Source organism: Vibrio sp. 10N.222.54.E6 (genome assembly GCF_041473955.1).
GTDB lineage: Bacteria > Pseudomonadota > Gammaproteobacteria > Enterobacterales > Vibrionaceae > Vibrio > Vibrio tasmaniensis_A.
Genome location: NZ_JBFRTD010000041.1, coordinates 16,561 through 41,134 on the forward strand (window position 1 = coordinate 16,561; position 24,574 = coordinate 41,134).

Sequence of the window (24,574 nt, forward strand, 5' to 3'; positions counted from 1 at the left end):
CTCGATTAAGCGAGAGCCGTCGTTAAGCTTGTCGTATCTTCGTGTGGCTCCTGTGATGTGAAATTATTTGGGTGAATGCGTTTGCCATGATTGTCAAAAATATGCAGGTTGGATTTATCGATTCTTAGCCCTAGGGGGACGGCTTGGCACAGTGTCGTTTCGGGTGTTACTGCAATGAAGGGCTGCTCGTTCACCAGACCATGAACCAATTGATTTGGACCCAAAGGCTCAACCACACTGATACGCAGTTCAAGAGGCAAGGTATTCATCATCAATTCTGAACCAATTTCAGAGTGCTCTGGACGAATACCAAGTGTGATAGCTGTATTTTTTACGTGGGCGTACTCGGGTAAGTACATTTGCTGATCACCAATCTCAAGGTATCCGTCATCGAGTGTTGCTGGTAAAAAATTCATTGCAGGGCTGCCAATGAAGCTCGCCACAAAAGTACTGGCTGGCTGGTGGTAGACCTCTCGTGGCGTCCCGACTTGCTCTATCTGGCCTTTGTTGAGCACCACGATTCTATCAGCCAGTGTCATGGCTTCGACTTGGTCATGAGTCACGTAAACACTGGTCACGCCAAGTTCGCGTTGCAGTTTTTTGATCTCTAATCTCATGTGAGCACGCAGTGAGGCATCTAGGTTAGACAAAGGTTCGTCAAACAGAAAAAGTTGTGGATCGCGAACGATCGCTCGTCCCATAGCAACACGTTGACGTTGACCACCCGAAAGCTTGGCTGGCTTGCGGTCTAGGTATTCTTCGATTTTCAGCGTTTTGGCGACTTTCTCAATTTTCTCTTCAATAAGGTGCTGACTAACACCTCGGTTCTTTAAGCCATAAGCTAGGTTTTTGTAAACCGACATGTGGGGGTAGAGCGCATAATTTTGGAAGACCATTGCGATATCACGCTGAGCTGGCTTTTCGTTATCAACACGGCGACCACTTAAGTGAATCTCGCCACCAGAAATGCTTTCCAAGCCCGCAATGGAACGTAGGATAGAAGACTTGCCACAACCAGAAGGACCCACCAAAACAAGGAACTCACCCTCATCGATATCAAGCGAGACTCCTTTGACGGCTTGATGGCCGTTTTCATACGTCTTTACCAAGTTTTTGATACCCAGCATGATGGGAGCTTTACGCGTACGATCGTGAGTGGCTTGGTTGTGCGCTAACGTTTGTTTTAGCTTTGGCATCGGGGTGTCCTCTGTATTTTTGTGGATAGCTTGGTGAGAAGGTTGGTGAGACGTCTTGTACTCATCGAGTGATTGAATGCGATTATTGTTCATTTGAGTTGTGTCGTTATTATTTTTCACTTTCTACTAGCCCTTTTACAAACCAACGCTGAAATACAACCACCACTAGTACGGGTGGCAACATGGCTAAAATCACCATGGCGAAAGCATAGTCATAGCGCGGTAAACTGGTTTCATTGATATTATTGAGTACTTGTTTGATGCCCATCACGATGGTGTTGTAACCTTCATCGGTAGTCATCATGATCGGCCATAAGTATTGGTTCCAACCCACCACAAACATGATGATGAAAATAGCGGCGATCATGGTTTTAGAAAGAGGCAGCAAGATATCGACAAAGAATCGAAATGGGCCTGCATTATCTAGTTGAGCTGCTTCTAACAATTCATCGGGGATGGTTTTGAAAAATTGCCTGAAAAAGAAGGTCGCGGTGGCTGATGCGATCAAAGGCAGAATCAACCCTGTATAGCTATTAAGAAGACCAAGCCCAGCGACAACTTCATAGGAAGGGATAATACGAACCTCTAATGGCAGTAGCAGCGTCACGAAGATCAGCCAAAACCACGCCGTGGCGTAAGGGAGTCTAAAGTAGACCAAAGCAAACGCGGCCATCATCGAAATGATGATCTTACCGATCGCAAAACCTAGCCCCATGATCATCGAGTTGGTGATCATTTTACTGGCGGTGACTTCGCCACTAAAGCCCATGCTTTTGTTCCAAGCTTCGCTATAAATGGCCGTAAAGTTATCGCCCGGTAGCCATTGCAGACCTTCGCTGACAATGGTGTTTGGGTTATGCGTAGAACTAGCGAAGATTAGCCAGATAGGGACCAACATAAACAGCATCCCTGCAATTAAAATTAGGTGGTCTGAGACCTTATTACTTTTCATAAATAACTCCTGTCGCGTTAAATCCTAGCGGGGAGGGGCTAGTAATGGACGCGCTTTTCTACAACGCGAAACTGGATAAATGTGAGAGTGAGTACCAGTAGTAACAACACAACAGACTGGGCGGAACTGCCGCCTAAATCTGCGCCAACAAAACCATCTCGATACACCTTGTACACTAATGAAGTTGTACCGCCACCTGGGCCACCATTGGTCATGGTGTCTATCACGCCAAAGGTTTCAAAGAATGAGTAGGTGAGGTTGATGACCAGTAGAAAGAAGCCAGTCGGGGCGAGCAGTGGGAAGGTAATGGTCCAGAAACGTTTTGAGTCGCTGACACAATCCAGCATCGCCGCTTCTTTTACGGCGTAAGAGATCGATTGGAGTCCCGCTAGGAAGTAGATGAAATTCACCGAAACCTGTTTCCACACGGAAACCAAAATCAGAGCAAACGTGGCATCCACGGGATCGGTTTGGAAGCTAAAATCCCAACCCACAACAGCAAAGATTTCTGTGAACACGCCAATGTGCGGGTTAAACAAGAAAGCACCGATAACACCTGCAATCGCAGGGGCAACCGCATAAACCCAAGTGAGAGTGACCTTGTAAGCGCCTTGTCCGTGAATGATGTTGTCGGCTTTCACGGCAAGCAGCAGAGCCAAGGCAAGTGATAAGAAAGAGACCACAATTGCGAACATCAAAGTAAAGCCAATCGAGTTCAGGTACTCGCTCGATTCGAATAGCATTTGGTAATTCTCAAACCAGACGAATATAGATGAGGTGCCCCAAGGGTCTTCCAGCATAAATGAAAGGTAAACCGCCTTTGCTGCTGGGTAGATAAAGAAAACCGCAATGATGAGTATCTGAGGTGCCAAAAATAGGTAAGGCAGCGGAGAGTGAAAGAATTGTTGACGTCGTTCCACAGGGTAATCCCTAAAAATAATTACAGTGGCCACTATGAGCGGCTGTTACCACTAGCGCTGTATCAGGCATGCATCCCGTTGAGTTATCGTTGTTGGAGCAAGAAATGGCGCTAGGGAAGAGTCTCCTCACGCCTTGCCATAGCGTTTTTTTAGCGACGCAGTGACAAGTAGTGAGGAGTGATGAACGGCTCTGATTCGCTAAGCCTTAAGCTTGTGAACAGTTTCGTTTCATTAATCGATCTAGTTCATCGTTCGAGCGAAGCGCTTTAGTAGTTTGCTGCTCTCATCTTCGACCTTGTCTAGGCTGCTCTCGACGCTAGAGCGATCAGCGAAGATGTTATCGAACTCACGGTGCATCACTTCACGGATCTGCGGGTAATAACCTAGGCGGTAGCCTTTAGTCCACTCGCCCGATTTGAGGCTTAGTTGCTTAACGCCCACTTCTGCGTCTGGCTGCTCTGTGTAGTAGCCGGACTTTTTCGCTAGTTCATAGGCAGCAGTTGTTACAGGTACATAGCCTGTTGTTTTGTGCCAGTAAACCTGAGTTTCAGGTTTGGTCAGGTAATCAAAGAACGCTGCAACACCTTTGTCCTGTTTCTGGTCATGGCCATTGAGTGCAAACAGAGCTGCACCACCAATGAAGGTTAAGCCAGCATCAGGGTTGACCGATTTCCAGTATGGAAGGTAAGTTGTGCCTAACTCGAAAGGTACGCGGTTACGCAAGCCACCGAACGAGCCTGAAGAACCCATCCACATCGCCACTTCTTGGCGCTCGAAAGGTGTTTGGTTCGCGTCCCAGTCGCTGCCGTAATATTTGTAGTAACCTAGATCTGACCACTCTTTCATCTTGCTAACATGCATCATCATGTCTTTGGTATTGAACATGATCTTAGTGGATAAGCCGTCGTAACCATTGTTTTGGTCTGCGACAGGTAGATTGTGGCGAGACTTAAAGTTTTCAAACATGATCCACGGCGTCAGAGATTGAGAAAACGCGATGTGCCCTTCGGCCTTCAGTTTCTTAGCAACCACTTCGAGTTCTTCATAAGTCTTAGGCGCTTCGGCTCCCACTTCTGCGAGAAGGTCTTTGTTGTAGTAAAGAACCGGCGTCGAACTGTTGAAAGGCATACCAACCATCTTGCCTTGGTTGTCGGCATAGAAGTTACGAACGCCAGCTAGGTAGTCGTTTGAATTAAAGTTGTAGCCCGATTCAACCAGAATATCCTGTACCGGTTTCGCGACACCTTTCGCGTTCATGATGGTTGCAGCACCGGCATCGAAGACTTGTAGAATGTTAGGAGCTTCGCCTGCTCGATATGCTGCGATACCCGCTGTTAAGGTCTCTGTGTATGAACCTTTATAGATTGGCGTGATCTTGTAATCATCTTGTGACGCATTAAAGTCAGTCGCAATCTTATTGACGGTTTCTCCAAGTTGGCCGCCCATTGCGTGCCACCAAGTGACTTGAGTCGTTGCGAACGCCGGCATTGCTGCTGTCGCAGAAAGAACGCCTGCCAAAATTAGCTTATTCATCTTCTTTTCCTTTTGGATGAAATCGATATAGAGGTATTGAATTTGAGTATTAACGAGACGGTAGGGGTATCGTTTGAAGCTATCTTGAACAGGGTATATTTCACTTACGTGGCTAAAGCGTTTCACTGATGTGAAAGATTCATTTCGATTTTATTTAAGAGAAAAGTTATTGATGGTTTTGATGTTGAACATGTTCGGTTTTTAAGGCGTTTTATTGGACAACTGTTGTTCAATAAAAAAGCCTCTCGATGGAGAGGCTTAGAAGAAGGTTCGATGTGGATACAGATTTAGTGCGCGATGTCCAATTGGTTGTCTTTCACACCGTTAATGCGAAACCAACCCGCGATACTGAATCGCTCTGTGTTTGTCGGCAGAACCTCGTGTGGGAATTGTTCAGACAAGAATACCAACAGTCGACCACCCTTTGGTGGAATGGTCGCGATGTGGTTGTCTTTTAAATCGTAAACCACGAGCTCCCCTGCGTCTTCCTCAGACCATTCGTCATTCATGTAGAATACTGTGGTCAGGCGGCGGTTTTCGTTGCCTTTGAAGCAGTCTAAGTGCTTCTGGTAAAAGTCACCTTTTTCATATTTTGCAAAGTGCGCTTCGTATTCGAACAGACCTAAAAAGAACGCTTGGTTTGCCTCTAAACGAATTTGTTCCATTTTGTCTAGGAACAGAGAGGCTGGTTCGCCCATATCACGGCGTACCCACTGAATTTTGTCACTACGAATCGTTGCTTCTCGTGCTACGTCATCGTTACGGCCGATCCTAGCCTTTTTCCAGTTCTCTGGAATGCAATCCCTCAATGCCACCACTTCTTCGTGAGTTAAGAAGTCATCCCAAACAAAGTAACCTTGGGTAGAAAGAGCATCGATCAATTGGTTCATGTATAGCACTCAGACAATAAATTAGAGGCGCATATATAGTCCGAATAACTGAGGTCACCAAATCACATGTTTTGTCGTTACGATAAATGTCTTTCGTTTACTCGTAGAAATAGGGAAGGGGCTCTTCAGAAAGGAAAGTGAGCCAGTATAAAAGGCTCACTTCCGTTTGATTATCGGCCGGTCGTTCCTGTCGCCAGTGCTTTGATTTTTACGACTTCGAATGGTCTGATGCCAGTATCTTTGCCGTTATTTAAAGCTGCGGTTCGGTTCAGCTGATTGACAGTTACATAAACATAGCCATCAGGACCAAATGACATGCCATCAGGCCAAGTTTGGTTCTCTGACAGCGTCGCAATAATTCGGTACCCTTTTGGTGTGGACACACCAATTGCATTGTTCTCAATATCCGTAACATAAACGTTCTGAGCACTGTCTACAGTAATACCATCTGAATAAGGTTTGTCTGCGTATCTTTTAATATTGTCTGCGACAGTCTTTCCATCGTTATCGAACTCACTCGCTTTCACTCGATAAATAGTGCGTCCGTTGACAGCTCCGAAATAGACCCATTCGTAAGATGGATCGATCGTGATTGGGTTTAACGCAAACCCAGTTTTACTGTCGGCCTTCATAGATGGGTGGTTTTCTGCCACTCGAACCGCTTCTCCCGTCTTTAGGTCAACCGTTACAAAGGCTGGAATGGCTTCACTTTTTAGATCGTTCTGGGTCATATCAGCAATGATAATACGTTGTCTTTTTTGGTCTAGAGCAAAGTCTTGTAGGAAGCTTGTCGGTTTTAGAACAGAGGCGGGTATTTTTATCGTTTTTACTAATGCTTCATTGCGAGTATCCCAGCCCGTTATGGTATGAGTTGCCAGATCGAGAATCCACGCGACTCCGTTATCATCGGTACGAATGGCAATGACAGCCTTAAATTGAGAGTTTTCACCTTGTGCATATTTCATCGTCGGGTATGGCGTTTGATTTCCAGCCACGCTTAACTCGATGACTTTAGTCGTTGGATGATCGAGCGGATGAACGCTTAACAATAAACGCCCATCTGGTGTAACCGAAGGGTTACCTGGGCGTTCAGTCATGGTCGCGACCACGGTAGCTTGTTTTGGAGTGAACTTTGCCTCTGCATGTGCATAAGTAGACAAAATTGCGCTCGCTAGTACGGTGTAGATTATTGATTTTTTCATTTTCTTTCCCTTGATAATTTACGCAAATGTTACCAATGGGTTAACAATCATCAACAGCCTTGTATTTGTTACACTTTCAAAAGAAATTTGATAATTAGCTTTAACCTATTCATATCAATGCGTATTGATAATCAGTTAAATTGAATTTAGTTCTTAAAAATCATAATGATGAAGGGGTTGTAATGTTGTGATTACCTTTTTCGAGTAACAGGTTCATTTTTTTGTTATCAGTGTTAGTAATTTTGAACTCACAAAACCACACTTCGTTGATCTTTGCTATATTCTGGTTAGACCACTTGTTGCTGAACTGTTAATTTGTTCTGAACGGCAGGAATAACGAATAGGAATACGGTTTTGCAACTCCATACCATTAAAGGCTATATCCAAGACATGTATCTCGTAGAGTACCCTGACAGGTTGTTGTTACTTGATGGTGCGTGCCGAGCCGACATCCCGCATCTTAAAGTTTTCATTGAAGATGATCTTGGCCGTGAATTTAGCGACCTACACACAGTGGTTGTTACGCACATGCATCCAGACCACGCAGGGGCAGCGCACAAACTCAGAAAGCTCACGAATTGTAATTTGGTTGCAGCAAATCGAGATAAGGATTGGTACCACGGCATCGATGGCATATTGATGCATTTGACCGATTTGGCATTAGCACGGTGGATGGCGAACCGATTGGGCAAGCCCAAAGCAAACCTATGGTATTCAAGAAAGTTGAAGCCGGACTACAAGCTGTCGGATGGTGATAGCATTCCTGGCTTTGATGATTGGTTGGTTCTGGAAACGCCGGGCCATACCGACAGAGATCTCTCTGTCTATTGCCCATCACACAGCGTTGCTTATGTGGCGGACTTGATGGTCGAGGTTAAGAAGAAACTGATTCCTCCGTTTCCTATCTTTCATCCCAATAAGTATCGAGCGTCGGTATCTCGTATCTATGACATGCAGCTCGACACCTTGCTGGTGGCGCATGGGGGACAAGTGAATTTGAGTGAGCAAGCGTTTGAACACCTGTTGATGAGTGCGCCAAGAAGGCCAGTGACACATTGGCGAGTGACCAAAATCAAACTCAAAGGTTTGGTTAAATCTGTTTGGCGATTTGGGTTTAAAGATAAAAAAAATCGCCATAAATAATAAAGGCCAGTCTTAAAGACTGGCCTTTATTATTGCGCGTTGTTGACTCACTATTTGAGCTGTGGAGCAGTTCAATTAGTGAGAAATTAGAAATTCACCCGCTGGGTCAACAATCACTTTGTCACTCATGCCTTGACGACCAAGCAGCATCATATAAGTCATATCTTGACGGTTGCTTAGTGTGATATCGATAGGCCACTCCTGACCACCAATTTTTAGCATGGTTTCAATCACACAACGGTGTTCAACTTCGCCGTTCGATGATTTGATTCTTTTACTCGTTTTCAGTTTCGCCTTGCAGCGTACTGTCTCTTCTAGGTGGTAAACGTCTGGGTGAAGATCGAACTCAACGAAGTTTTCACCATCTGTTTTTACACATAGTAGATTGTCTACGTGTAGAGAAGAGGTTTGAGCCCCTGTATCAACACGTGTATGTAGTCCAGTTATCCCTAACTCTGGTAAGCAAAGTGCTTCTGTATTCCCTATGATCATTTTATTGTTCATGTTTTTTCCAATCATGAGTAAACGGCGTTTAATCAGCCTTTGCCACGAGTACGGTTAGCGTTTGGTTTTGCATTTTTTTCAATGAACTCGAAAATCATGTCTGCCACATCTTTGCCTGTTGATTTCTCGATACCTTCTAGGCCTGGAGAAGAGTTCACTTCCATTACAACAGGGCCATTCTTAGATTGTAGAATATCGACGCCACATAGGTTTAAACCCATGATTTTAGCCGCATTGATCGCTGTAGCGCGCTCTTCTTTGGTTAGTTTAACCAGTTGAGCTGTACCGCCACGGTGCAGGTTAGAGCGGAATTCACCCTCACCAGCTTGGCGTTTCATTGCTGCAATAACCTTGTTACCCACAACAAAACAACGAATGTCTGCGCCGTTAGCTTCTTCAATGAACTCTTGAACCAAGATGTTCGCTTTTAGGCCCATGAATGCTTCGATAACGCTTTCAGCTGCTTTGTTTGTTTCTGCTAGAACAACGCCGATACCTTGAGTACCTTCAAGAAGCTTGATAACCAGTGGCGCACCACCTACGTTTTTGATCAAGTCTTGAATTTTGTCTGGGCGGCTAGCGAAACCTGTTTTTGGTAAGCCAATACCTTTACGAGACAACAATTGTAGTGAGCGCAGTTTGTCGCGAGAACGACTGATTGCTACTGACTCATTGATACAAAAAGTGCCCATCATTTCGAATTGGCGAACAACCGCAGTGCCGTAAAAGGTAATGGAAGCGCCAATACGTGGAATAACAGCATCGTATTGAGGTAGCTCTTCACCCATGTAGCGAATCTTCGGATTGTTACTCGCGATATCTATATCACAGTGCAGCGTGTCGATAACATCGACCTGGTGACCACGAGCTTCTCCTGCCGCTTTTAAGCGAGAAGTAGAGTATAGATTTTCGTTGCGAGAAAGAATTGCGATACGCATGGCGTTTCCTTAGTTAATACCTGATTGGTAACTGCAAATAAATTAGTTGTTAGCTGAGCTTTCAGTTTTTCTGAGGCTCCTTGCTTGCTTCGGGGCGAACCTTAAGGCTTTTCGTTTAACTAAGAAAACGAATTAAATTTGTCGAGTCGACAACAGAAATTTATCGTATGTGTGAGTGATTGGTACAGCAGGGTTTAGAGGGCGTTTTGAATGGAAAAGCGAGTTGAGACCTAACTCATATTGGGGGTAGGAGCATATTAGGTTGTACTCAACTCGCGTTAACTCGGTGCTTAAAAGTGTACTAATAACGCCAGTTACATAGCTCTATAAGTGTTCGTAGTGCTTCTCTTTCGAGCTTGCTACCGGTGCTTTTAAGCTTATTAAGATAGTATTTTCTCATGATGATTACTTCTCTTGTATTAGGCTTTGGTGGGAACTCAAAGTTCCTTGTTGACCCATTAATTATGGTCACTTAATAGGAAGTAATAAACAGATGGGTTTTTACTAGGTTGTTCCTGTTTTTGTCTTTTAGCGCTACTTTTGGGCTGATGTGTTTTATAATGAGCTTAATCAGGAAGGGTTGTTTCTAAAAAGGTTCATTATTTGTCTGATCTAAACATGATGCGTTACTACACAAGGCTGGATTCGTTCGAACCTAACCTCTCACATTCGGTTACCTTAACTGAGGTGGCAGACAAGCTGTTCACCAGCTTGCGCCATGCACGAACCTTGTTAGGCAAGATGCATCAGGCTGAATGGTTGGTGTGGGAGCCAAAAGTCGGCAGGAATCAACGTTCTAATCTGACTGTACGTTTTAGCAATCAAGAATTGACTCAACATGTTGCCAGTAAACTGATAGAGCAGGGCAAATACGAAAAAGCACTCTCAATTTTAGACAATGACCGCGCTGTATTTGGCTCTCTCCTCCAAGAAACCTCTGGCGCGACGATGCGTGAAGGGCTGCTGCACGTTCAATTAACCTATAAACGTAAGTTTGAAGACTTGTTCCCGCATCATATTCACCGCAGTAGCGAACGCTTTTTGATCAGGCAAGTGTTCAGTTGCCTCGTCACTTGTAATGGCAAGGGCAAGTTGAAGCCTGAACTGGCGCACCATTGGGAATATGATGCTGAAAAATTAGTTTGGACCTTCTATTTGCGCCCCGGCTTAACCTTTCACGATGGCCAACCCGTTGACGCCAAGCAGCTCGTGTCGTTGTTTACCGCCTTACAACCGCTACCTTTCTATCAGACAGAGTTAGCCCATGTAGCTTCGGTTTACAGTGAACAGCCGTTAAGGATCAGCTTTCAATTGACCAAAGCCGACACCGGCTTCGCGGGCTTATTGGCTGGCGTTAAGTATTCGATTCAACCTGCTGCGCAAGTGACTCGTGAGCCATCGCCCTTAAATTCGGTGTCTCATGCCGTGATTGGAACCGGCCCATTTAAAGTGGTTGAGGTTAATAACGAACGTATCAAACTTGCCGCGTTCGAACACTATTACGGGTGTCGTTCCCTGACGGATGAAGTGACGATTTGGCAATTCGAAGAGTCGATGACGGGCAGTGCTCGCTTTGATGACAGCCAAATGCAGGTGTCACCTTATGAAGATTCGTCTTGTTTTCATCAACTCGGAAAAAGCGACGCGAAGCTGGTGTCGGCTGAAACTGATGGCCTTCGTAGCCGAGTCGAGGATGGGTGTCTGTTTATCCTATTCAATCAGAACTCAGCGGCTAGTCCACTAAATAATGAGCAGCGAAAATACCTTTCAGAACTGACCAACCCACAAGCGATTTTGTCTCAGTTGGAACGTAATAAGGGTTTGTTTAGTGTCTCTTTAGCTCAAAACATACTGCCAAGTTGGCAGGATTTGTATCGAATGCCTGCGAAAGAGACGCAACTGCCGAAAAAGATGAGCATCGCCGTTTACAATTACTATGCGCTCTATCGATGTGCTATCTGTGTGTCAGACATACTCAAGCGATATGGCGTGGAAGTGGAGGTGAATACCTACAGCTTCCGAGAATTGGCGCAGCTCTCTCAGAGTGGAGAGTTAAAGGAGGATCTGGTGCTGTGTAACCTGAATCTCGATGATAATGCCCCGTCTTCGCTGTTTTCGTGGATGATGAATGATCCTGTTTTGCACTCTGCTTTGGGAGAGATGAACAGTGATTGGCTCAAACAGCGCTTAGATCAGCACAAAGCATCGGTTGAACTGCCGAATTACTTGGCTGAGTTGGAGCCCGTTGCATCGACGTTGATTTCTGATTATTGGTTAGTGCCTATGTTCCATCACCTACAAACCGTGCGTTTCCAAGGCATTTTGAAAAACGTCGCTATCACCAACTGGGGATGGCCTGACTTCAAAAATGTATGGTCTGCTGATTAGCCTTTCTTACTAAATAACTAAGTTAGCTCGTTTTCAAAGTCGGTTTCTCCAAAATCGACTTTGGCATGCTCACGTCTAGGTAAATTAAAAATTACACTCATTGGTTTACTTTTTAATTTTGGTATGTAAACTAGTCGGTGTAGTTTTTGCGTTGGGATAGACCCAATGATTAAAGAGATACCAATGAAAAAATATCTATTACCGATTTTAGGAGTACTTGCCGTGGTCGCTATCGTAAGCACAGGTTCACAATCAAATGACAATCTAGATAAGCTTCCGAAGAAGTTTGTTAACAGTGAGCTGGAATACAAATCGGGTATGTCTGATATTTTTTCAATCTTGAAAGCATACGTGACAGTGGAAAGGAATGAGCCCGTGCCGCGCGCTGCATTGCCTTTGATTCCAATGACAGCTGAGCAATTGATCGAAGAACAAGACGACGTTGCTTACCGCTTAGGTCACTCCAGTGTGATGATGAAACTGGATGGGAAGCTAGTGATGACTGACCCTGTGTTCAGTGATCGTGCATCACCCGTGCAATGGATGGGGCCAAAACGTTTTCATCCGACACCAATCTCACTGCAAGAACTGCCTGATATTGATGTGGTGGTGATCAGCCATGATCACTACGACCATTTAGATAAAGGTGCGGTTAAAGTATTAGCCGACAAAGTAGGGACATTCTTGGTGCCACTTAGAGTCGGAGCGCTACTTGAAAAGTGGGGCGTGGATAAAGCAAAGATCATCGAGTTGAACTGGTGGGAATCGGCAACGGCCTCAGACATTGAGTTTACTTTGACGCCGACACAGCACTTCTCTGGACGTGGCTTGCTTGATCGTGACCAAACACTGTGGGGTAGCTGGGTTATTAACGCTTCAGACAAGAAAGTCTTCTTTAGCGGTGACTCCGGTTACTTCAGCGGCTTTAAAGAGATTGGTGAGCGCTACGGGCCGTTTGATTTAACCATGGTCGAAACGGGCGCATACAATTCACTTTGGGCGGATATTCATATGTTCCCAGAACAGAGTGTTCAGGCACACATTGATCTGCAAGGTAAGGTGATGATGCCAATCCACAACAGTACCTTCGACCTTTCTATGCACGATTGGCAAGACCCAATGGAACAAGCACTGGCGATAAGCAAAGAGCGAGATGTACAAATGGTAAGCCCTGTGATGGGTGAACGTTTGGTGATCTCAGAGCCCGTACCTGTTCAGGCATGGTGGAAACTGTAATTGGATGCCTACCCACAAGCTATAAATTTCAGTATTATAAAGCCCTATAATTTCAGGGTGATAAGACATGCAAAGTAAGTTTAAACAAGCGGCAAAAGAGTTACTAAGCTACCGAGTTGCTGGTATGAAAGCAGCGCGAATGAGTGAGCAATTTCGCCCGAACAACCTTGAAGATTCTTTACACATTCAAGCATCAATGGTTGACCTTCACCGCAGTAAAGTCGGTGGTTGGAAATGCCTGTTGCCATTGAGCGAAGAGAAGTTGATCGTTGCGCCTATTTTCGAAGATAGCGTTCAGTTTGGTTCTGAATGCGAGGCTTTTTCGGATAACGGAGTAGTTCGTATTGAACCTGAAATTGCTTTTGTCTTGGCCAAGCCTTTACCAGCAAATTCCAATGGTTACACTGAAGAGCAAGTTAATGAGGCTATCGGTTCGTGTCGCATGGCTTTAGAGCTTATTCAATCCCGCTTTGCTGATGATAGTGGCGTAGAGTTCTATGAGGTGTTGGCCGATGGCTTAGCTAATCAAGGTTTGTTTCTTGGTCCTGAGCTTAGTAAAGAGAGCGCTTTTGCAGCAGCGAACTTTGAGATTACTATTACTCAAGATGAGAAAGTGCAAGCCTTCTCTGGTAAGCACCCAAACTCACTACCACAAACTCCTATCTATTGGCTGATTAACACTATGACTCAACGCGGTGTTAGCTTCGAAGCGGGTGAGGCCATTATTACCGGGTCATATTGTGGTGTTGTTGAAGTCGAATTCGATCAACTAACGACAGTACGTTATGACGAGTTAGGCGAATATGAAGTGATATTTAAACAAAAGTTATAAAGCTTTCTGCTTACATGATCTGTTATCCAAAGGCTGCTTACTTGGTTAGTAAATAGCCTTTTCTATTATGTGATGTTCAATGGCGTGCTTATTACTTTGCATTAAATTGGGCGTTTAGACGTCTAGACGTTGACAACCTCTAAGTGTGACATTAGTCTGCTCATCTTCCTGTTCTATTGCGTTGATGTTCCATGTCCAATTCAAAAAATTCTAATGCGGTAATTGCCCCTTCGGCAGTTGCGCTTATCCCTCTTATCGTGTTCCTATCGTTGTTTATTGGCGTAGGTACGTACTTGTCGCTGCAAGGCGTCGATTTTGCTTTCTATCAGCTTCCAGCTCCAATTGCAGCTTTGCCTGCTGTGATGTTAGCGTTGTTGCTAAGCAAAGATAAATTGAACCGCGCTATCGAACAATTCTTAGGTGGAGTAGGTCACAAAGACATTATCGCAATGTGTATGATCTACCTATTGGCGGGTGCTTTTGCGGCTGTGGCTAAAGCGTCTGGTGGCGTGGACGCGACGGTAAACCTAGGTCTATCGGCGATTCCGACAAGCATGATCCTACCGGGTATCTTCCTAATTTCAGCTTTCATTGCGACCGCAATGGGCACATCTATGGGTACTATCGCTGCGGTAGCCCCTGTTGCGCTAGGCATTGCTGACTCAGCTGGCATGAGCATTCCTCTAACCGCTGGCGTGGTGCTAAGTGGCGCTATGTTTGGTGACAACCTGTCTATCATCTCTGATACCACGATTGCCGCGACACGCTCGCAAGGCTGTGAGATGAGAGACAAGTTTAAAGAGAACATCCGTATTGCACTGCCTGCTGCACTTATCGCGATTGTTATCTTTGCTTTCAACAGCACAGCGACTCAGGTGCCTGAAACGGGTCCAATCGAGTGGCTGAAAGTACTTCCGTACATCACTATCCTAATCCTTGCGGTATCGGGCATGAATGTATTCGTTGTGTTGACGATTGGTATCTTGCTAGCGGGTGGAGTGAGCCTAGGTTCTGTTGAGAACTACGGTATGACTGATTACGCTCAAGACATCTACGCAGGCTTCGGCAACATGCAGGAGATTTTCTTATTGTCGATGCTAATTGGCGGTTTGAGTGAGCTCATGCGTCGTCAAGGTGGATTAGCGTTCCTGACTAACTTAGTAAGTGGTGTGATTCGTGCGTTTGGTTCTTCACACTCTAAGCAAGCAAATGGCCGCGCAAGTGAGCTAGGCATTGCAGGCTTGGTATCAATGGTGAACCTATGTACGGCAAACAACACGGTAGCAATCATTGTGTCTGGTAGTGTTGCTCGCCAATTAGCTGAAGAGAACGATGTATCTCCTCGTCGCTCAGCGAGCTTATTGGATATCTTCTCGTGTGTGATTCAAGGCGTGTTGCCTTACGGTGCGCAGGTATTGCTATTAGGTTCGGTATTTAACCTATCGCCTTTGGATATTGTAGCTAACTCGTACTACTGTTTTGCTCTTGCAATCGTGGCTGTGGTTGCTGTGTTTATCAAACACCCAGCGCGTCAAGTGGCTCAAGCTTAGTAGCAATTGTTCAAGTTGAGTGATCTCAGACTCTAATAAGAAGGCTCCGAAAGGGGCCTTTTTTGCGCCTGAAAGAATTGTTTGGAAGCTAATTCTGATTTGAATATAGACAAAACCGCCCATGTGGACGGTTTTGAGTCTGACTAAAGTTGGCTTTCAAGCTCGCTGGCCGTTGCGACATTGCAGTAACCAAAGCTAAGCGCTGCCATGAAAGCGGCATGGACATGAGCTGCTGGAACCTTAACGCCATTGAACTCCATGTCTAAGGTTGTGCAAGCGTCATGCGCTACGTGGCATTCGTAGCCAAAATCGGTAGCCGCACGAGTCACTGCATCAATACACATGTGGCTCATTGCGCCAACGATGATCAGTTTCTCAATGCCTTGATCTTTTAGCACCTTGTTCAGTTCAGTATCTCTAAAGCTATTGATTTGATGCTTTATGATAACAGGTTCACCCTCTAGCGGAGTCACGCTGCTGTGGATTTGAGCACCGTCTGATTCTGGTAAGAAGAACGGAGCATCAACCGTCGGAAACTCATGACGTACATGAACCACAGGAAGTTGCTTGTCTCTGAAAGCGGATAATAACTGTGCACCTTTTTCTGCTGCTTGCTCTGTTTCAGACAGCGCCCATTTTGCGCCCTCGTATGAAGGGAAATAGTCATTTTGAAAGTCGATAAGTAGTAGTGCAGTGTTCTTCATATTCTATACCTTTGTATTTAGTGTGTTGCGGTGTAGGGGTATTATGAATACTCTGTAGTTTTTATCGCACGTCAAAAATGACAGACTCTATGGCAATAGTGACAAAATCAGTTGTGGTCGAAATCATCGACTACCCAGGCTCTCTGCAAAGTGCCGTGTTTGGCGTGAAAGAGTTTCTGCAGATGGCAAATTCTCTTGAACCTTCGCCTGAGAAGACTCAATTCAACGTTCAGATCCAAGCGCATGACAGTGTTAGCGTGTCGAACGCCGATATCATCATACTCCCACCGAATTTAGATGGTTGTTACTATCTAGAGCCGAGTGACACCTTGCTTGAGTACCTGATTGAGTCTCACCAAAGGGGGGCGATACTTTGCTCAGCTTGTGCCGGCGTGTTCATTTTGGCGAAAACAGGTTTGTTAGAAGGGCGAACCGTGACCACGCACTGGCAAGCGCAGCAGAAGTTTACGGAGCTTTACCCACAGATCGCAGTCGATATCGACAAAATCTTGATTGATGATGCGGATGTGATGACCGCTGGTGGTTTGATGTCGTGGATGGATCTCGCTTTGTTTATCCTGACCAAATACACGACACCGACCAACACTCGTAATCTAGGTAAATATTTGGTGCTTGATACGGGCTTGAGAGAGCAGCGCTACTATCAGAGTTTTGTGCCGAACTATGCTCACGGCAATGACAAGATTGTGTCGGTGCAGCGTTTTATTCAGAAGCATCATCATCTCCCTTTGTCGCTCGATCAATTGGCAGAAGAAGCCTTCATGACACGAAGAACCTTTATCCGACAATTTACTAAAGCGACCAGTTTTACGCCTATCAATTATATCCAACACGTACGTATTCAAAGCGCATGCGAGTTATTGGAAAGCTCTCATAAACCGGTAGAGCAGATCAGCTATTTGGTTGGTTATGAGGACGTAAACAGCTTCCGAAAAGTCTTCATGAAAATCATCGGCTTAACACCATCAAGATTTCGTTCTAGATTTCTCTCTGAGGAATGATTTTTTAATACTCACCATTCCTCATGTTTATCGACTCGTACAGTCAGTGATCATCTTGAAGGGGCCTAATTCAGTTTCTTAGTCACATACTCTTTGTTTCTGACCATTAGCCACATCAGGCCGCCTAGCGTACCGATGGATAATTGGATAAAGCCGAGGTTTTCAATCAGCGACTCTGGGCGGATTGAAACCAACACCATACCAAGTGAACCACAAATCATGCTAAAGAACTGAATCAATGCGACGGCAGAGCCCGTGTCATGATCTTGCTGGTTCAGCATTAAGTTGGTGCCCGGTACTCGCATGATGATAACCATCAGCGTCGCTGGTGCTGCGATAAACATAAAGAACCAAGGGGACAAGTCGCCGATGGTTAGGGTAAAGATTCCTGCTATCGCCAATAAAGCAAAACATCCAGAGATGACCTTTTGAACTGATATTCTGTAGGACAACTTCATATAAATTGTTGGGCCAAATGAGGCGCACAATGCATTGAATGCGAACGCGTAACTAAACTGTTGTTCGGTCAATCCAAAGTGATCGATGTAGATATAAGAACCCGCCGCAAGAAAGCCCATCAATGCCATCGGTATGATAGAGAAAATGACCAGCAGCTTGAGGAACGAGCGGTTTTTCATGACCACGCCCATCCTTCCCCATGAGCGGAACATAGAACCTTGGTATTTGGTTTCGAGTGTTTCTCGATAGCAGCAAGCTAAAACTGACGCAAATGCACCAAAAATGGCGAGGGTGACGAACATCATTCGCCAAGACGCAATTTTCAGTAAGAAGGCACCAAATACAGGCGCAACCATTGGCGCGATGATCACCAGTGACATGATAGTCGCCATGATCTTTTCACGTTCTCGGCCGTCATAAAGGTCTTTCACGATGGCGGTTGCGATAACGGTGATGGCACTGCCCGCAAAGGCTTGGAATATACGGGCACCAATCAACTGCTCAATGCTGTTGGTCATGGCACATAATACGCTCGCCACCATATAGCTTGCGATGCCAATGAGTAGAATCGGCTTACGTCCAAACTTTTCGCTGAGCGGTCCCCAGAACAACAGGCCAACCGCATAGGTCACGAAGTAGCTGCTCAGGGTTAGGTTGACCATCGATTGGTCGGTATTGAACACCTCAACCATTTGCGGAAGGGCTGGCAAATACAGGTCGATGGTCAATGGAGGAAACGCACTGATGATGACGAGGAAAAATAGCATACCGGTCTTACCCAGTATTGGTTGTGGTTTCTTCAAGGTATTTCCCCGCTATCCAATAAAGGGCTTTTAATGGATGTGATGTTGGCTTTCAGAAGGTTTAAGACACGCTAGACATGAAGGATGGATTCGCTCAAGAACTTGGCGGAAAATCTCTAATGGTTTGTCTTGGTACTTATTGTATTACAAAATATTATCACTCTTATAGTGAACGAGTTCAACCTGTTAGTGACTAGGTTAGATTGCAATGATGATCGATAGATTGTAGTGCGGATAGATAGTTTGTAATGCTCATCGAAAGCTTGTAGTAGCTGTGAGTTAGCTGGTTATCTTTTCTTTGGGCGCTTTTCTACCAAGCCGTTGCGTTCTAGGCCGCGTCTAACACTACTGCATAGCTTACCAAAACGGCGTAATTCTTCGAAGTTAGGGCCTTGGCCGATTGAAATACTGTGTTCCCAGTACATCAATTCACTGTCGACCATCTCCAATAATTTCTTAGAGCAACCAGAGCAGTTTCCTTTCGGTCCACAGATAAACGTCTCCGACTCGTAAAGAGGGAGTTCGTTTTTAACTTCTTTAATTAGATTGAGCATTGCCGAGTTTAAGTCTGGCTTTTTGTTTGTGAGTGGTTTCAAGCTTAGTGCTTGCGAAGCGATCACGGAAGAAGTCGTTGTGTTGGGTTGTATATTCAAAGCAGCTGATGACATATCAAAGGCCTCAAGGAAAGAAGAAGAGGCGCATGCTACTCCTCACAACAAAGTGGACCTTGATGTAGTGCAATAAGCGTGGTGAATTATCCGAAAGGGGTAGGAGAAAGAGGGAGTCAGAGTCACAAATGGTTTGTGACTCTGGTTTATCTCCTAGGCTCAACGCAGAAAATAGGCTTAACGCAGAAAGTAGTCTTAACGCTTAGAATTCGGCGTCGAACTGGAACTCCATCCACTCTTTGGTGACTGGGTGGTGTAGTGCTAGCCTTTCTGCGTGTAGGTGCAGTCGGTCGGCTTTGTTGCCATATAAGCCGTCACCAACGATAGGCATGTTAAGCCCTTCTTCATGTGAACAGTGAACACGTAATTGGTGTGTGCGGCCCGTTTTCGGGTGCAGATAAACCTTTGTTGTGTCTTGGCTTCGCTCAATCACTTCCCATTTCGTTTCAGCAGGCTTGCCGTGTTCGAAGCAGACAATCTGACGAGGACGATCGTATAAATCTCCACGTAGTGGTAAGCGAACATAACCTTCATCTTGCTCTAAAACGCCTTCTATCATTGCCACGTAACGCTTCTCAACTTCACGAGTAATGAACTGCTTCTGTAGGCTTTTGTTCGCACGTCGTGTAAGCGCAAATATTAGAATGCCAGAGGTCGCCATATCCAAGCGGTGGATAACAAATGGCCCTTCAACATCGGGATGCATTTCTTGAACACGAGTGTAGGCCGAATCTTTTATGGTTTTACCCGGTACGGATAGAAAACCTGCTGGTTTGTGTACCACAACGATGTGATCGTCTTGGAACAGGATATCGAGGTCTTTGCCTTCTGCTGGGTTCTCTAGCAATGGGTTGGGATCGACTTCCAAGCCTTTCATCATATGGCCTAAAATCGGTACACACTTACTTTGGCAAGACGCGTAGTATTTCTTGTGCTTACGGATTTCCGATTTCGGTGAACGACCCCACCAAAATTCAGCCAATGCCAGCGGTGTGTAACCGTTCAAATACGCGTATTGCAGCAGCTTGGGAGCGGCACATTCGCCAGAACCCGCTGGTGGTATCTTGTTTGGGGTGTCTTCAAAGATCTGGTTGAGATCCTCAATGTTACCTTCCGCATTCTGGAAAGCGTATTGTGAAAACAGTTTGTGCTGAAGCTGATGAGAAAGGTGTGCTCTTTGCTCTTTTAGCTCAGCCAGTTGAGTCGTGAACACATCAACTTTAGCCTGCAACACTTGCAGAGTCTGTTCCCAGTTGAGTTTTAGATACTTCTGTTGGTTCTTGTCGGCAACACTGGCTTTGTTTAGCTCGTTATTTAGCTGTTCGAAGGCTTGCTCATCAAGGTTTTCTTTACATTGTTCGCGTTGTTCTTTACGTGTTTTTCGGCCTTCTATAATTAATAAACGCTGAGCTTCAATCTCTTGTTCAGCTTGTGCTTTTTGTTGTGCCAGTTGCTCGCACAGTTCAAGGTAATCAGCGTTTGCTTGCAGCGCTTTAAATTTCGCATTCACAGCCATCATGTCGGCCGTGTCTTGATGGAAAAAGCTGTCGCTACTCAACATGTCGAATACGGGCGGAACAAAGTGATGCAGTAGGTTTTGGTCGGCGATTTTTCCAGAGAAAGCAGAGAAGTAACCAAGCTCACCTTCAGGGCTTTTCACCAGTAACACACCAAACATTTTGCCGCGACCTGCGTCAGAATCTAAGCCGAAGTCATGTTGCCAATCGGTTTGCGTTTCTAGATATTGTTGAAGCTGATGAGAGGCGATTTCACACAGTGGATGCGGTTCATAATAGAACGGGAATGTGAAACGCTCAGGCAACGAATATGACTCGATCGGCTGTTGAAAACGAGTGAAGCAATGCTCAGGAGTATGGCTGTTTTCTGAGTCGTGCGTTGGTTTTGATGAGTGCATAGTCGTATTAATACTTATATCGTGGTGATAAATGGTTGTGAGTCTACTGTGTATGTTTAAAGGTTTTAAACACAGTACAAGGCGGCGATTCTACTCTTTATCGAAAAGCGCCTCAAATAAGAAATGGTTCTATTACTGGATAGCTAAGCGAGACGGTTAACACGGAACCCATGAGTTATGGCTTGAACTTCATTAATTGATGAGTAACTTCTCGTTTTTAATCATAGAAGGTAACTTCACAAACGAAGGGTGGTAGCCTTGCCGCCCTCTTATGAAAACTAAGGTAACGTTATGATTCCACTCAATACTTCGATTGTCTCCGGTGTCGCTCTTTCAGAGATCGACGGACAAATGAAAATGCTATTAATGAAGCGTGTAAAGGGCGAGTTTTGGTGTCACGTCGCAGGCTCGATTGAAGCGGGTGAAACAGGCTGGCAGGCTATCGTGCGCGAGTTTGAAGAAGAGACCCAAATTAAAGTGGAAGCTTTGTATAACGCGCAGTTTCTGGAGCAGTTTTACGAGGCTCACGTTAATGTGATTCAGCTAATCCCTCTGTTTGCGGTGCTATGCCCACCCAACCAAGCGATTGAACTGAATGACGAACATACAGAGTACCGCTGGTGCGATTTAGAGGAAGCGAAAGCACTTGCGCCGTTCCCCAACCAACATGCCGTCTACGATCATATTTGGTCGTATTTTGTCGATAAGCCAGGCAATCCGCTTTACCGAGTGAAATTGAATTAGCACTGGCTGTTTAAGATCTAGGACTTACCAAGATACGGGGTTAAAAAGGCGTTTACCTGTTCTTGGCATAACCCTACATCGACTTTCACGCCGTGCGACTCGAGTATCGCCACACCACGACCATTATTGCGAGGGTCTGGGTCTAGCATCGCCACTACTACGTGTTTTACACCTGCTTTAACCAATGTACTGGCGCAAGCGGGTGTTCTGCCAACAAATGAACATGGCTCTAAAGTTACGTAAGCGGTAACGCCTTCCATTTCTCCATCCGTTTCGCAGTCATAGCCATTCAGTGCTTCAACCTCGGCGTGGTTTCCACCGACCTTTTGCGTATATCCAACAGACACCACCTTATCGTTTTTCACCAAAACACAACCCACAGGCGGGTTTGGTTGGCAATCGGGTAGGGCTTGGCGCGAAGCTTCAAGAGCTTGCAGCATGTATTGTTGGTTCATGGTCGTTACTCAGTATGACGAGAGAGCGTAGCTGCTAGTCGCCACGCGCGGTTGATGAGTTGGTTAGTTACTAACTTACTAAGCTAATAAATTGATAAGCTAAGCAAGTGGGGGCATGTTCGATCTGATTGGGCTTTTAGTCAATGGTTTTACAGAGGCAAAGTTTGATTCGACATAGGTTAACCATGCTAACTACGGTGTCATAAGGTAGAGTTGATGTTGTCTACGCAATAGAGCTCAATTATTGAATCACCACGATAATTAATTTAATAGGCTAGCCATAAATTCGCTGACCGGCTCTGACAATAAATCTTGTGGGTGGTCACCGCCAAAGGTAGCTAGCCCGCTTTTTCCTTCGATTATGCCAGACTTAATAATTACTTTTGTTTTAACATCAACAACTGTAATTTTTACGCTTACTTTATCTGGCTTTGCTGACCATTCAGTCGCGCGATCTTCCCAGTGTAATATGGTAGGAAAAATTAAGTAGTCGAACTCATTGCTTTTCGCATATTCAAGGACAAAATTGTAGTCAGCTGCTTGGTTAGCGATTGCGACGTTGTTTAGTTTTGTGAATAACTCTGATTGAAGAGCTTTACTCACCATTAGTCCTGAGCCTGAATAATAGTGCTTCCCATACTCCCCATTCTTTGAGCGGCCGATTAAAACTGAATCACTTGTTTCAAATTTAGCTGTCGAGTTTACATCCGTAACCTGAAGTTTATGTGTATCAGCACACCCAATGATAACTAAGCTTATAAGTATCAGTAACGCACGTAAAATCGACATAATAGCTACCTTATATGGATGTGAGTTAATATTAACCATAGTTTATATTAAACATATTAATGTATAAAACTTGCGACTAATTAGTACGAGCGACAAAGGACCCTTTGAGACTCAAACAACCAATAGTTAACTTCGGCCAATGAGTTAACCAGTTTTTAGACTGAACTCGTTGATCAAACACGTCTCTGCTGCGATTGGGATTCGGTGTGATCTTTAAATCAAACAAACTCTCTAAACCAAAAGCCGAAATGCACTCGATTTCCCCTGTCGGGCTTTGCTTGACGGCGACTGCGGTTTCTTTCTCTGGCCAGTAACGCATCGCATCCAATGAGCTTTGATAGGGCTCATCCTCGTTTCGAGTATGCATGTTGGCTTGATTGCGAACTTGCCAATTTAATTCAGGCAACCGTTGTTGAAGTAGAGCCTCGTATCTAAGACCCGATTCGTAGAAGGTATCAATAGGATCAAAGTAGATCACATCAATATCATTAAGTGGAGTCGGGGAAGCATAACCATGTAGGTCGTCCCAAACTAGGTTTCTCACAAAGCCCGCAGCGACATAGCACTGCGGTAAATCCAGCTGATCGACACAGTCTAAAACCTGCATTCGTAAGGGATCTTGTTTGATCAACGTGACGATGTGGTTGGCTAGCGGACGTATCATTATGATGTCGGAACGTCGGTGACTTGGTAATGACGTGTCACGTTCTTGGAGGTTTCACCCCATTCAGACGTTTTTACTCGCTGTTGGTGCGCTTCAAACGCCTCACGGCTAGTGAATTCTTCATACACTTCAAAACGATTAGGTTGAAGTGAGCTTTGACTGACTCGAAACACGATACAACCGGGTTCTGAGAGTGTGAGTTCCTTATGAACAACCAGCGCTTGTGTGACGGCTTCTAGGTCGTTGTCTGGCACAAGAATATGCCCTTGTAGAATGACTTTACTCATGATCACGTCCATTTGATTTTATCCATTACTGTCTTTTTCTATTAAAAGCTCTTCCGTTACAAACATAATCCCATTTTGAGTTTGTGTCGTATAGGCCTGTGTGAATAAAAAATAGTCAATACAAAAAGCACGCAAGTTACAACGTAACTTTAATTGGGAGGGAGACAAGTATTACGCGAGAAAGGCCAGTTAATGGTAGGAGTAGGAAAGACAAATTATTGGGAACTAAATCTGTGTTAGTCCGGTCTATTAAATACGTATCACTGAACTGTATTGATACTGAAATGAATTTGTCATCTGAGATAACTAATCTAAATTTCGAACAACGGCTTAATAGATTGAATTGAGCCATAGTTGATAACTAGGTCATACTTTGATGTAAATGGTACTCGAAACTCTATATATTTTGTGACTTGTATCATTGATCTGGCCATCAAACACCGTTAGATTCGAATGGTAGGCAATAAAAATAGCTCATGAAGAGCAGATAAAGAAAAGGAAATATCCCTTATGAAAAAAATGAGAAGAGCACAGCTTCATCGCGTTCGCATCCAATACTGGAAAGACACAGCGAAAGAAGCTTCAAAGAAATAAGCTTTAAATCGTAAAGCTTTAAAAAAGCTGAACAGCTTAATCAAATGTAAAACGCAACAAACCGATTTCAATAGCACTCTCAAGGACCTTCATCTGGTCGGCGACTAAAGAAATTACCCCCCAAAGAGCTGGCAGGCATTAACAGTAATGCAATTCAATGTCAGCTCATTAATACCTCCTAGTTTA

The 24,574-nt window shown here is 44.8% G+C and carries 23 protein-coding genes; 7 read left to right on the forward strand and 16 right to left on the reverse strand.

Features of this window, described 5'->3' with window-relative positions:
* Nucleotides 1-5: 5 nt before the first annotated feature.
* The 6 genes from AB4513_RS21540 to AB4513_RS21565 form a co-directional block, all read right to left on the reverse strand.
* Nucleotides 6-1,316: a sn-glycerol-3-phosphate import ATP-binding protein UgpC gene (locus AB4513_RS21540; protein ID WP_009846303.1), complete on the reverse strand. Its 1,311-nt coding sequence runs from the start codon at nucleotides 1,314-1,316 to the stop codon at nucleotides 6-8.
* Nucleotides 1,306-2,148: a sn-glycerol-3-phosphate ABC transporter permease UgpE gene (gene ugpE / locus AB4513_RS21545; protein ID WP_009846304.1), complete on the reverse strand. Its 843-nt coding sequence runs from the start codon at nucleotides 2,146-2,148 to the stop codon at nucleotides 1,306-1,308. The genes AB4513_RS21540 and ugpE overlap by 11 nt, the downstream gene beginning before the upstream one ends.
* Nucleotides 2,149-2,186: 38 nt before the next feature.
* A complete protein-coding gene (locus AB4513_RS21550) occupies nucleotides 2,187-3,068 on the reverse strand; it encodes an ABC transporter permease subunit (protein WP_009846305.1) in 882 nt (293 codons plus the stop codon).
* A 240-nt stretch (nucleotides 3,069-3,308) separates the two neighbouring features.
* Nucleotides 3,309-4,601 (reverse strand): extracellular solute-binding protein, encoded by a 1,293-nt coding sequence (locus AB4513_RS21555; protein ID WP_009846306.1) that lies wholly within the window; start codon nucleotides 4,599-4,601, stop codon nucleotides 3,309-3,311.
* Between the two features lie 287 nt (nucleotides 4,602-4,888).
* Complete coding sequence (locus AB4513_RS21560; protein ID WP_009846307.1) at nucleotides 4,889-5,491, reverse strand: 2OG-Fe(II) oxygenase; 603 nt, start codon at nucleotides 5,489-5,491, stop codon at nucleotides 4,889-4,891.
* A 170-nt stretch (nucleotides 5,492-5,661) separates the two neighbouring features.
* Nucleotides 5,662-6,693: an L-dopachrome tautomerase-related protein gene (locus AB4513_RS21565; RefSeq protein WP_102258197.1), complete on the reverse strand. Its 1,032-nt coding sequence runs from the start codon at nucleotides 6,691-6,693 to the stop codon at nucleotides 5,662-5,664.
* Nucleotides 6,694-7,047: 354 nt separating this feature from the next.
* Between AB4513_RS21565 and AB4513_RS21570 the strand changes: the two genes are divergently transcribed.
* Nucleotides 7,048-7,836: an MBL fold metallo-hydrolase gene (locus AB4513_RS21570; RefSeq protein ID WP_009846309.1), complete on the forward strand. Its 789-nt coding sequence runs from the start codon at nucleotides 7,048-7,050 to the stop codon at nucleotides 7,834-7,836.
* Between the two features lie 75 nt (nucleotides 7,837-7,911).
* On the opposite strand, the gene AB4513_RS21575 is transcribed toward AB4513_RS21570, so the two are convergent.
* Nucleotides 7,912-8,340: a RimK/LysX family protein gene (locus tag AB4513_RS21575; RefSeq protein WP_004733090.1), complete on the reverse strand. Its 429-nt coding sequence runs from the start codon at nucleotides 8,338-8,340 to the stop codon at nucleotides 7,912-7,914.
* A gap of 32 nt (nucleotides 8,341-8,372) precedes the next feature.
* Entirely contained in the window at nucleotides 8,373-9,278 is a 906-nt protein-coding gene (gene rimK / locus AB4513_RS21580; RefSeq protein ID WP_012601042.1) for a 30S ribosomal protein S6--L-glutamate ligase, read from the reverse strand.
* Nucleotides 9,279-9,881: 603 nt separating this feature from the next.
* Between rimK and AB4513_RS21585 the strand changes: the two genes are divergently transcribed.
* The 4 genes from AB4513_RS21585 (at nucleotide 9,882) to AB4513_RS21600 (ending at nucleotide 15,284) form a co-directional block, all read left to right on the forward strand.
* Entirely contained in the window at nucleotides 9,882-11,666 is a 1,785-nt protein-coding gene (locus AB4513_RS21585) for an SgrR family transcriptional regulator (RefSeq protein ID WP_102258196.1), read from the forward strand.
* Between the two features lie 183 nt (nucleotides 11,667-11,849).
* Nucleotides 11,850-12,902 carry an MBL fold metallo-hydrolase gene (locus AB4513_RS21590; protein WP_102250233.1) on the forward strand — a complete coding sequence of 351 codons (1,053 nt, stop codon included), beginning with the start codon at nucleotides 11,850-11,852 and terminating at the stop codon, nucleotides 12,900-12,902.
* Between the two features lie 67 nt (nucleotides 12,903-12,969).
* Nucleotides 12,970-13,734, forward strand: a complete 765-nt coding sequence (locus tag AB4513_RS21595) for a fumarylacetoacetate hydrolase family protein (RefSeq protein ID WP_009844734.1) — start codon at nucleotides 12,970-12,972, stop codon at nucleotides 13,732-13,734.
* Nucleotides 13,735-13,925: 191 nt separating this feature from the next.
* Nucleotides 13,926-15,284 (forward strand): Na+/H+ antiporter NhaC family protein, encoded by a 1,359-nt coding sequence (locus AB4513_RS21600; RefSeq protein ID WP_009844735.1) that lies wholly within the window; start codon nucleotides 13,926-13,928, stop codon nucleotides 15,282-15,284.
* A gap of 143 nt (nucleotides 15,285-15,427) precedes the next feature.
* Here AB4513_RS21600 and AB4513_RS21605 read toward each other — a convergent pair whose 3' ends face one another.
* Nucleotides 15,428-15,988, reverse strand: a complete 561-nt coding sequence (locus tag AB4513_RS21605) for a cysteine hydrolase family protein (protein ID WP_009844736.1) — start codon at nucleotides 15,986-15,988, stop codon at nucleotides 15,428-15,430.
* Nucleotides 15,989-16,077: 89 nt separating this feature from the next.
* On the opposite strand from AB4513_RS21605, the gene AB4513_RS21610 reads away from it, so the two are divergent.
* A complete protein-coding gene (locus tag AB4513_RS21610) occupies nucleotides 16,078-17,010 on the forward strand; it encodes a GlxA family transcriptional regulator (protein ID WP_009844737.1) in 933 nt (310 codons plus the stop codon).
* 65 nt (nucleotides 17,011-17,075) lie between these two features.
* On the opposite strand, the gene AB4513_RS21615 is transcribed toward AB4513_RS21610, so the two are convergent.
* The 3 genes from AB4513_RS21615 to AB4513_RS21625 form a co-directional block, all read right to left on the reverse strand.
* Nucleotides 17,076-18,236, reverse strand: a complete 1,161-nt coding sequence (locus tag AB4513_RS21615; RefSeq protein WP_032554992.1) for a multidrug effflux MFS transporter — start codon at nucleotides 18,234-18,236, stop codon at nucleotides 17,076-17,078.
* Between the two features lie 323 nt (nucleotides 18,237-18,559).
* Entirely contained in the window at nucleotides 18,560-18,940 is a 381-nt protein-coding gene (locus AB4513_RS21620; protein WP_009844739.1) for a hypothetical protein, read from the reverse strand.
* Nucleotides 18,941-19,142: 202 nt separating this feature from the next.
* The gene (locus tag AB4513_RS21625) at nucleotides 19,143-20,855 is read right to left on the reverse strand and encodes an RluA family pseudouridine synthase (RefSeq protein WP_009844740.1); all 1,713 of its coding nucleotides are present in this window, start codon (nucleotides 20,853-20,855) and stop codon (nucleotides 19,143-19,145) included.
* Nucleotides 20,856-21,146: 291 nt separating this feature from the next.
* Here AB4513_RS21625 and AB4513_RS21630 point away from each other — a divergent pair, with 291 nt between their 5' ends.
* Entirely contained in the window at nucleotides 21,147-21,599 is a 453-nt protein-coding gene (locus AB4513_RS21630) for an NUDIX pyrophosphatase (RefSeq protein ID WP_009844741.1), read from the forward strand.
* 17 nt (nucleotides 21,600-21,616) lie between these two features.
* Here AB4513_RS21630 and AB4513_RS21635 read toward each other — a convergent pair whose 3' ends face one another.
* The 4 genes from AB4513_RS21635 to AB4513_RS21650 form a co-directional block, all read right to left on the reverse strand.
* Entirely contained in the window at nucleotides 21,617-22,054 is a 438-nt protein-coding gene (locus AB4513_RS21635) for a bifunctional diaminohydroxyphosphoribosylaminopyrimidine deaminase/5-amino-6-(5-phosphoribosylamino)uracil reductase RibD (protein ID WP_009844742.1), read from the reverse strand.
* Between the two features lie 261 nt (nucleotides 22,055-22,315).
* Nucleotides 22,316-22,843: a DUF4823 domain-containing protein gene (locus AB4513_RS21640; protein ID WP_009844743.1), complete on the reverse strand. Its 528-nt coding sequence runs from the start codon at nucleotides 22,841-22,843 to the stop codon at nucleotides 22,316-22,318.
* A gap of 76 nt (nucleotides 22,844-22,919) precedes the next feature.
* Entirely contained in the window at nucleotides 22,920-23,507 is a 588-nt protein-coding gene (locus AB4513_RS21645) for a nucleotidyltransferase family protein (protein WP_009844744.1), read from the reverse strand.
* Nucleotides 23,507-23,794, reverse strand: coding sequence for a putative quinol monooxygenase (locus AB4513_RS21650; RefSeq protein WP_032555117.1), 288 nt, complete (start codon nucleotides 23,792-23,794; stop codon nucleotides 23,507-23,509). The genes AB4513_RS21645 and AB4513_RS21650 overlap by 1 nt, the downstream gene beginning before the upstream one ends.
* Nucleotides 23,795-24,574 lie beyond the last annotated feature (780 nt).

Excerpts from the sequence above, each read along its gene's own strand:
- ugpE (WP_009846304.1), bottom strand. The coding sequence starts at position 2,148 with ATGAAAAGTAATAAGGTCTCAGACCACCTAATTTTAATTGCAGGGATG.
- AB4513_RS21555 (WP_009846306.1), bottom strand. The coding sequence starts at position 4,601 with ATGAATAAGCTAATTTTGGCAGGCGTTCTTTCTGCGACAGCAGCAATG.
- AB4513_RS21560 (WP_009846307.1), bottom strand. The coding sequence starts at position 5,491 with ATGAACCAATTGATCGATGCTCTTTCTACCCAAGGTTACTTTGTTTGG.
- AB4513_RS21565 (WP_102258197.1), bottom strand. The coding sequence starts at position 6,693 with ATGAAAAAATCAATAATCTACACCGTACTAGCGAGCGCAATTTTGTCT.
- AB4513_RS21575 (WP_004733090.1), bottom strand. The coding sequence starts at position 8,340 with ATGAACAATAAAATGATCATAGGGAATACAGAAGCACTTTGCTTACCA.
- rimK (WP_012601042.1), bottom strand. The coding sequence starts at position 9,278 with ATGCGTATCGCAATTCTTTCTCGCAACGAAAATCTATACTCTACTTCT.
- AB4513_RS21590 (WP_102250233.1), top strand. The coding sequence starts at position 11,850 with ATGAAAAAATATCTATTACCGATTTTAGGAGTACTTGCCGTGGTCGCT.
- AB4513_RS21595 (WP_009844734.1), top strand. The coding sequence starts at position 12,970 with ATGCAAAGTAAGTTTAAACAAGCGGCAAAAGAGTTACTAAGCTACCGA.
- AB4513_RS21600 (WP_009844735.1), top strand. The coding sequence starts at position 13,926 with ATGTCCAATTCAAAAAATTCTAATGCGGTAATTGCCCCTTCGGCAGTT.
- AB4513_RS21605 (WP_009844736.1), bottom strand. The coding sequence starts at position 15,988 with ATGAAGAACACTGCACTACTACTTATCGACTTTCAAAATGACTATTTC.
- AB4513_RS21610 (WP_009844737.1), top strand. The coding sequence starts at position 16,078 with ATGGCAATAGTGACAAAATCAGTTGTGGTCGAAATCATCGACTACCCA.
- AB4513_RS21615 (WP_032554992.1), bottom strand. The coding sequence starts at position 18,236 with ATGCTATTTTTCCTCGTCATCATCAGTGCGTTTCCTCCATTGACCATC.
- AB4513_RS21620 (WP_009844739.1), bottom strand. The coding sequence starts at position 18,940 with ATGTCATCAGCTGCTTTGAATATACAACCCAACACAACGACTTCTTCC.
- AB4513_RS21625 (WP_009844740.1), bottom strand. The coding sequence starts at position 20,855 with ATGCACTCATCAAAACCAACGCACGACTCAGAAAACAGCCATACTCCT.
- AB4513_RS21630 (WP_009844741.1), top strand. The coding sequence starts at position 21,147 with ATGATTCCACTCAATACTTCGATTGTCTCCGGTGTCGCTCTTTCAGAG.
- AB4513_RS21635 (WP_009844742.1), bottom strand. The coding sequence starts at position 22,054 with ATGAACCAACAATACATGCTGCAAGCTCTTGAAGCTTCGCGCCAAGCC.
- AB4513_RS21640 (WP_009844743.1), bottom strand. The coding sequence starts at position 22,843 with ATGTCGATTTTACGTGCGTTACTGATACTTATAAGCTTAGTTATCATT.
- AB4513_RS21645 (WP_009844744.1), bottom strand. The coding sequence starts at position 23,507 with ATGATACGTCCGCTAGCCAACCACATCGTCACGTTGATCAAACAAGAT.
- AB4513_RS21650 (WP_032555117.1), bottom strand. The coding sequence starts at position 23,794 with ATGAGTAAAGTCATTCTACAAGGGCATATTCTTGTGCCAGACAACGAC.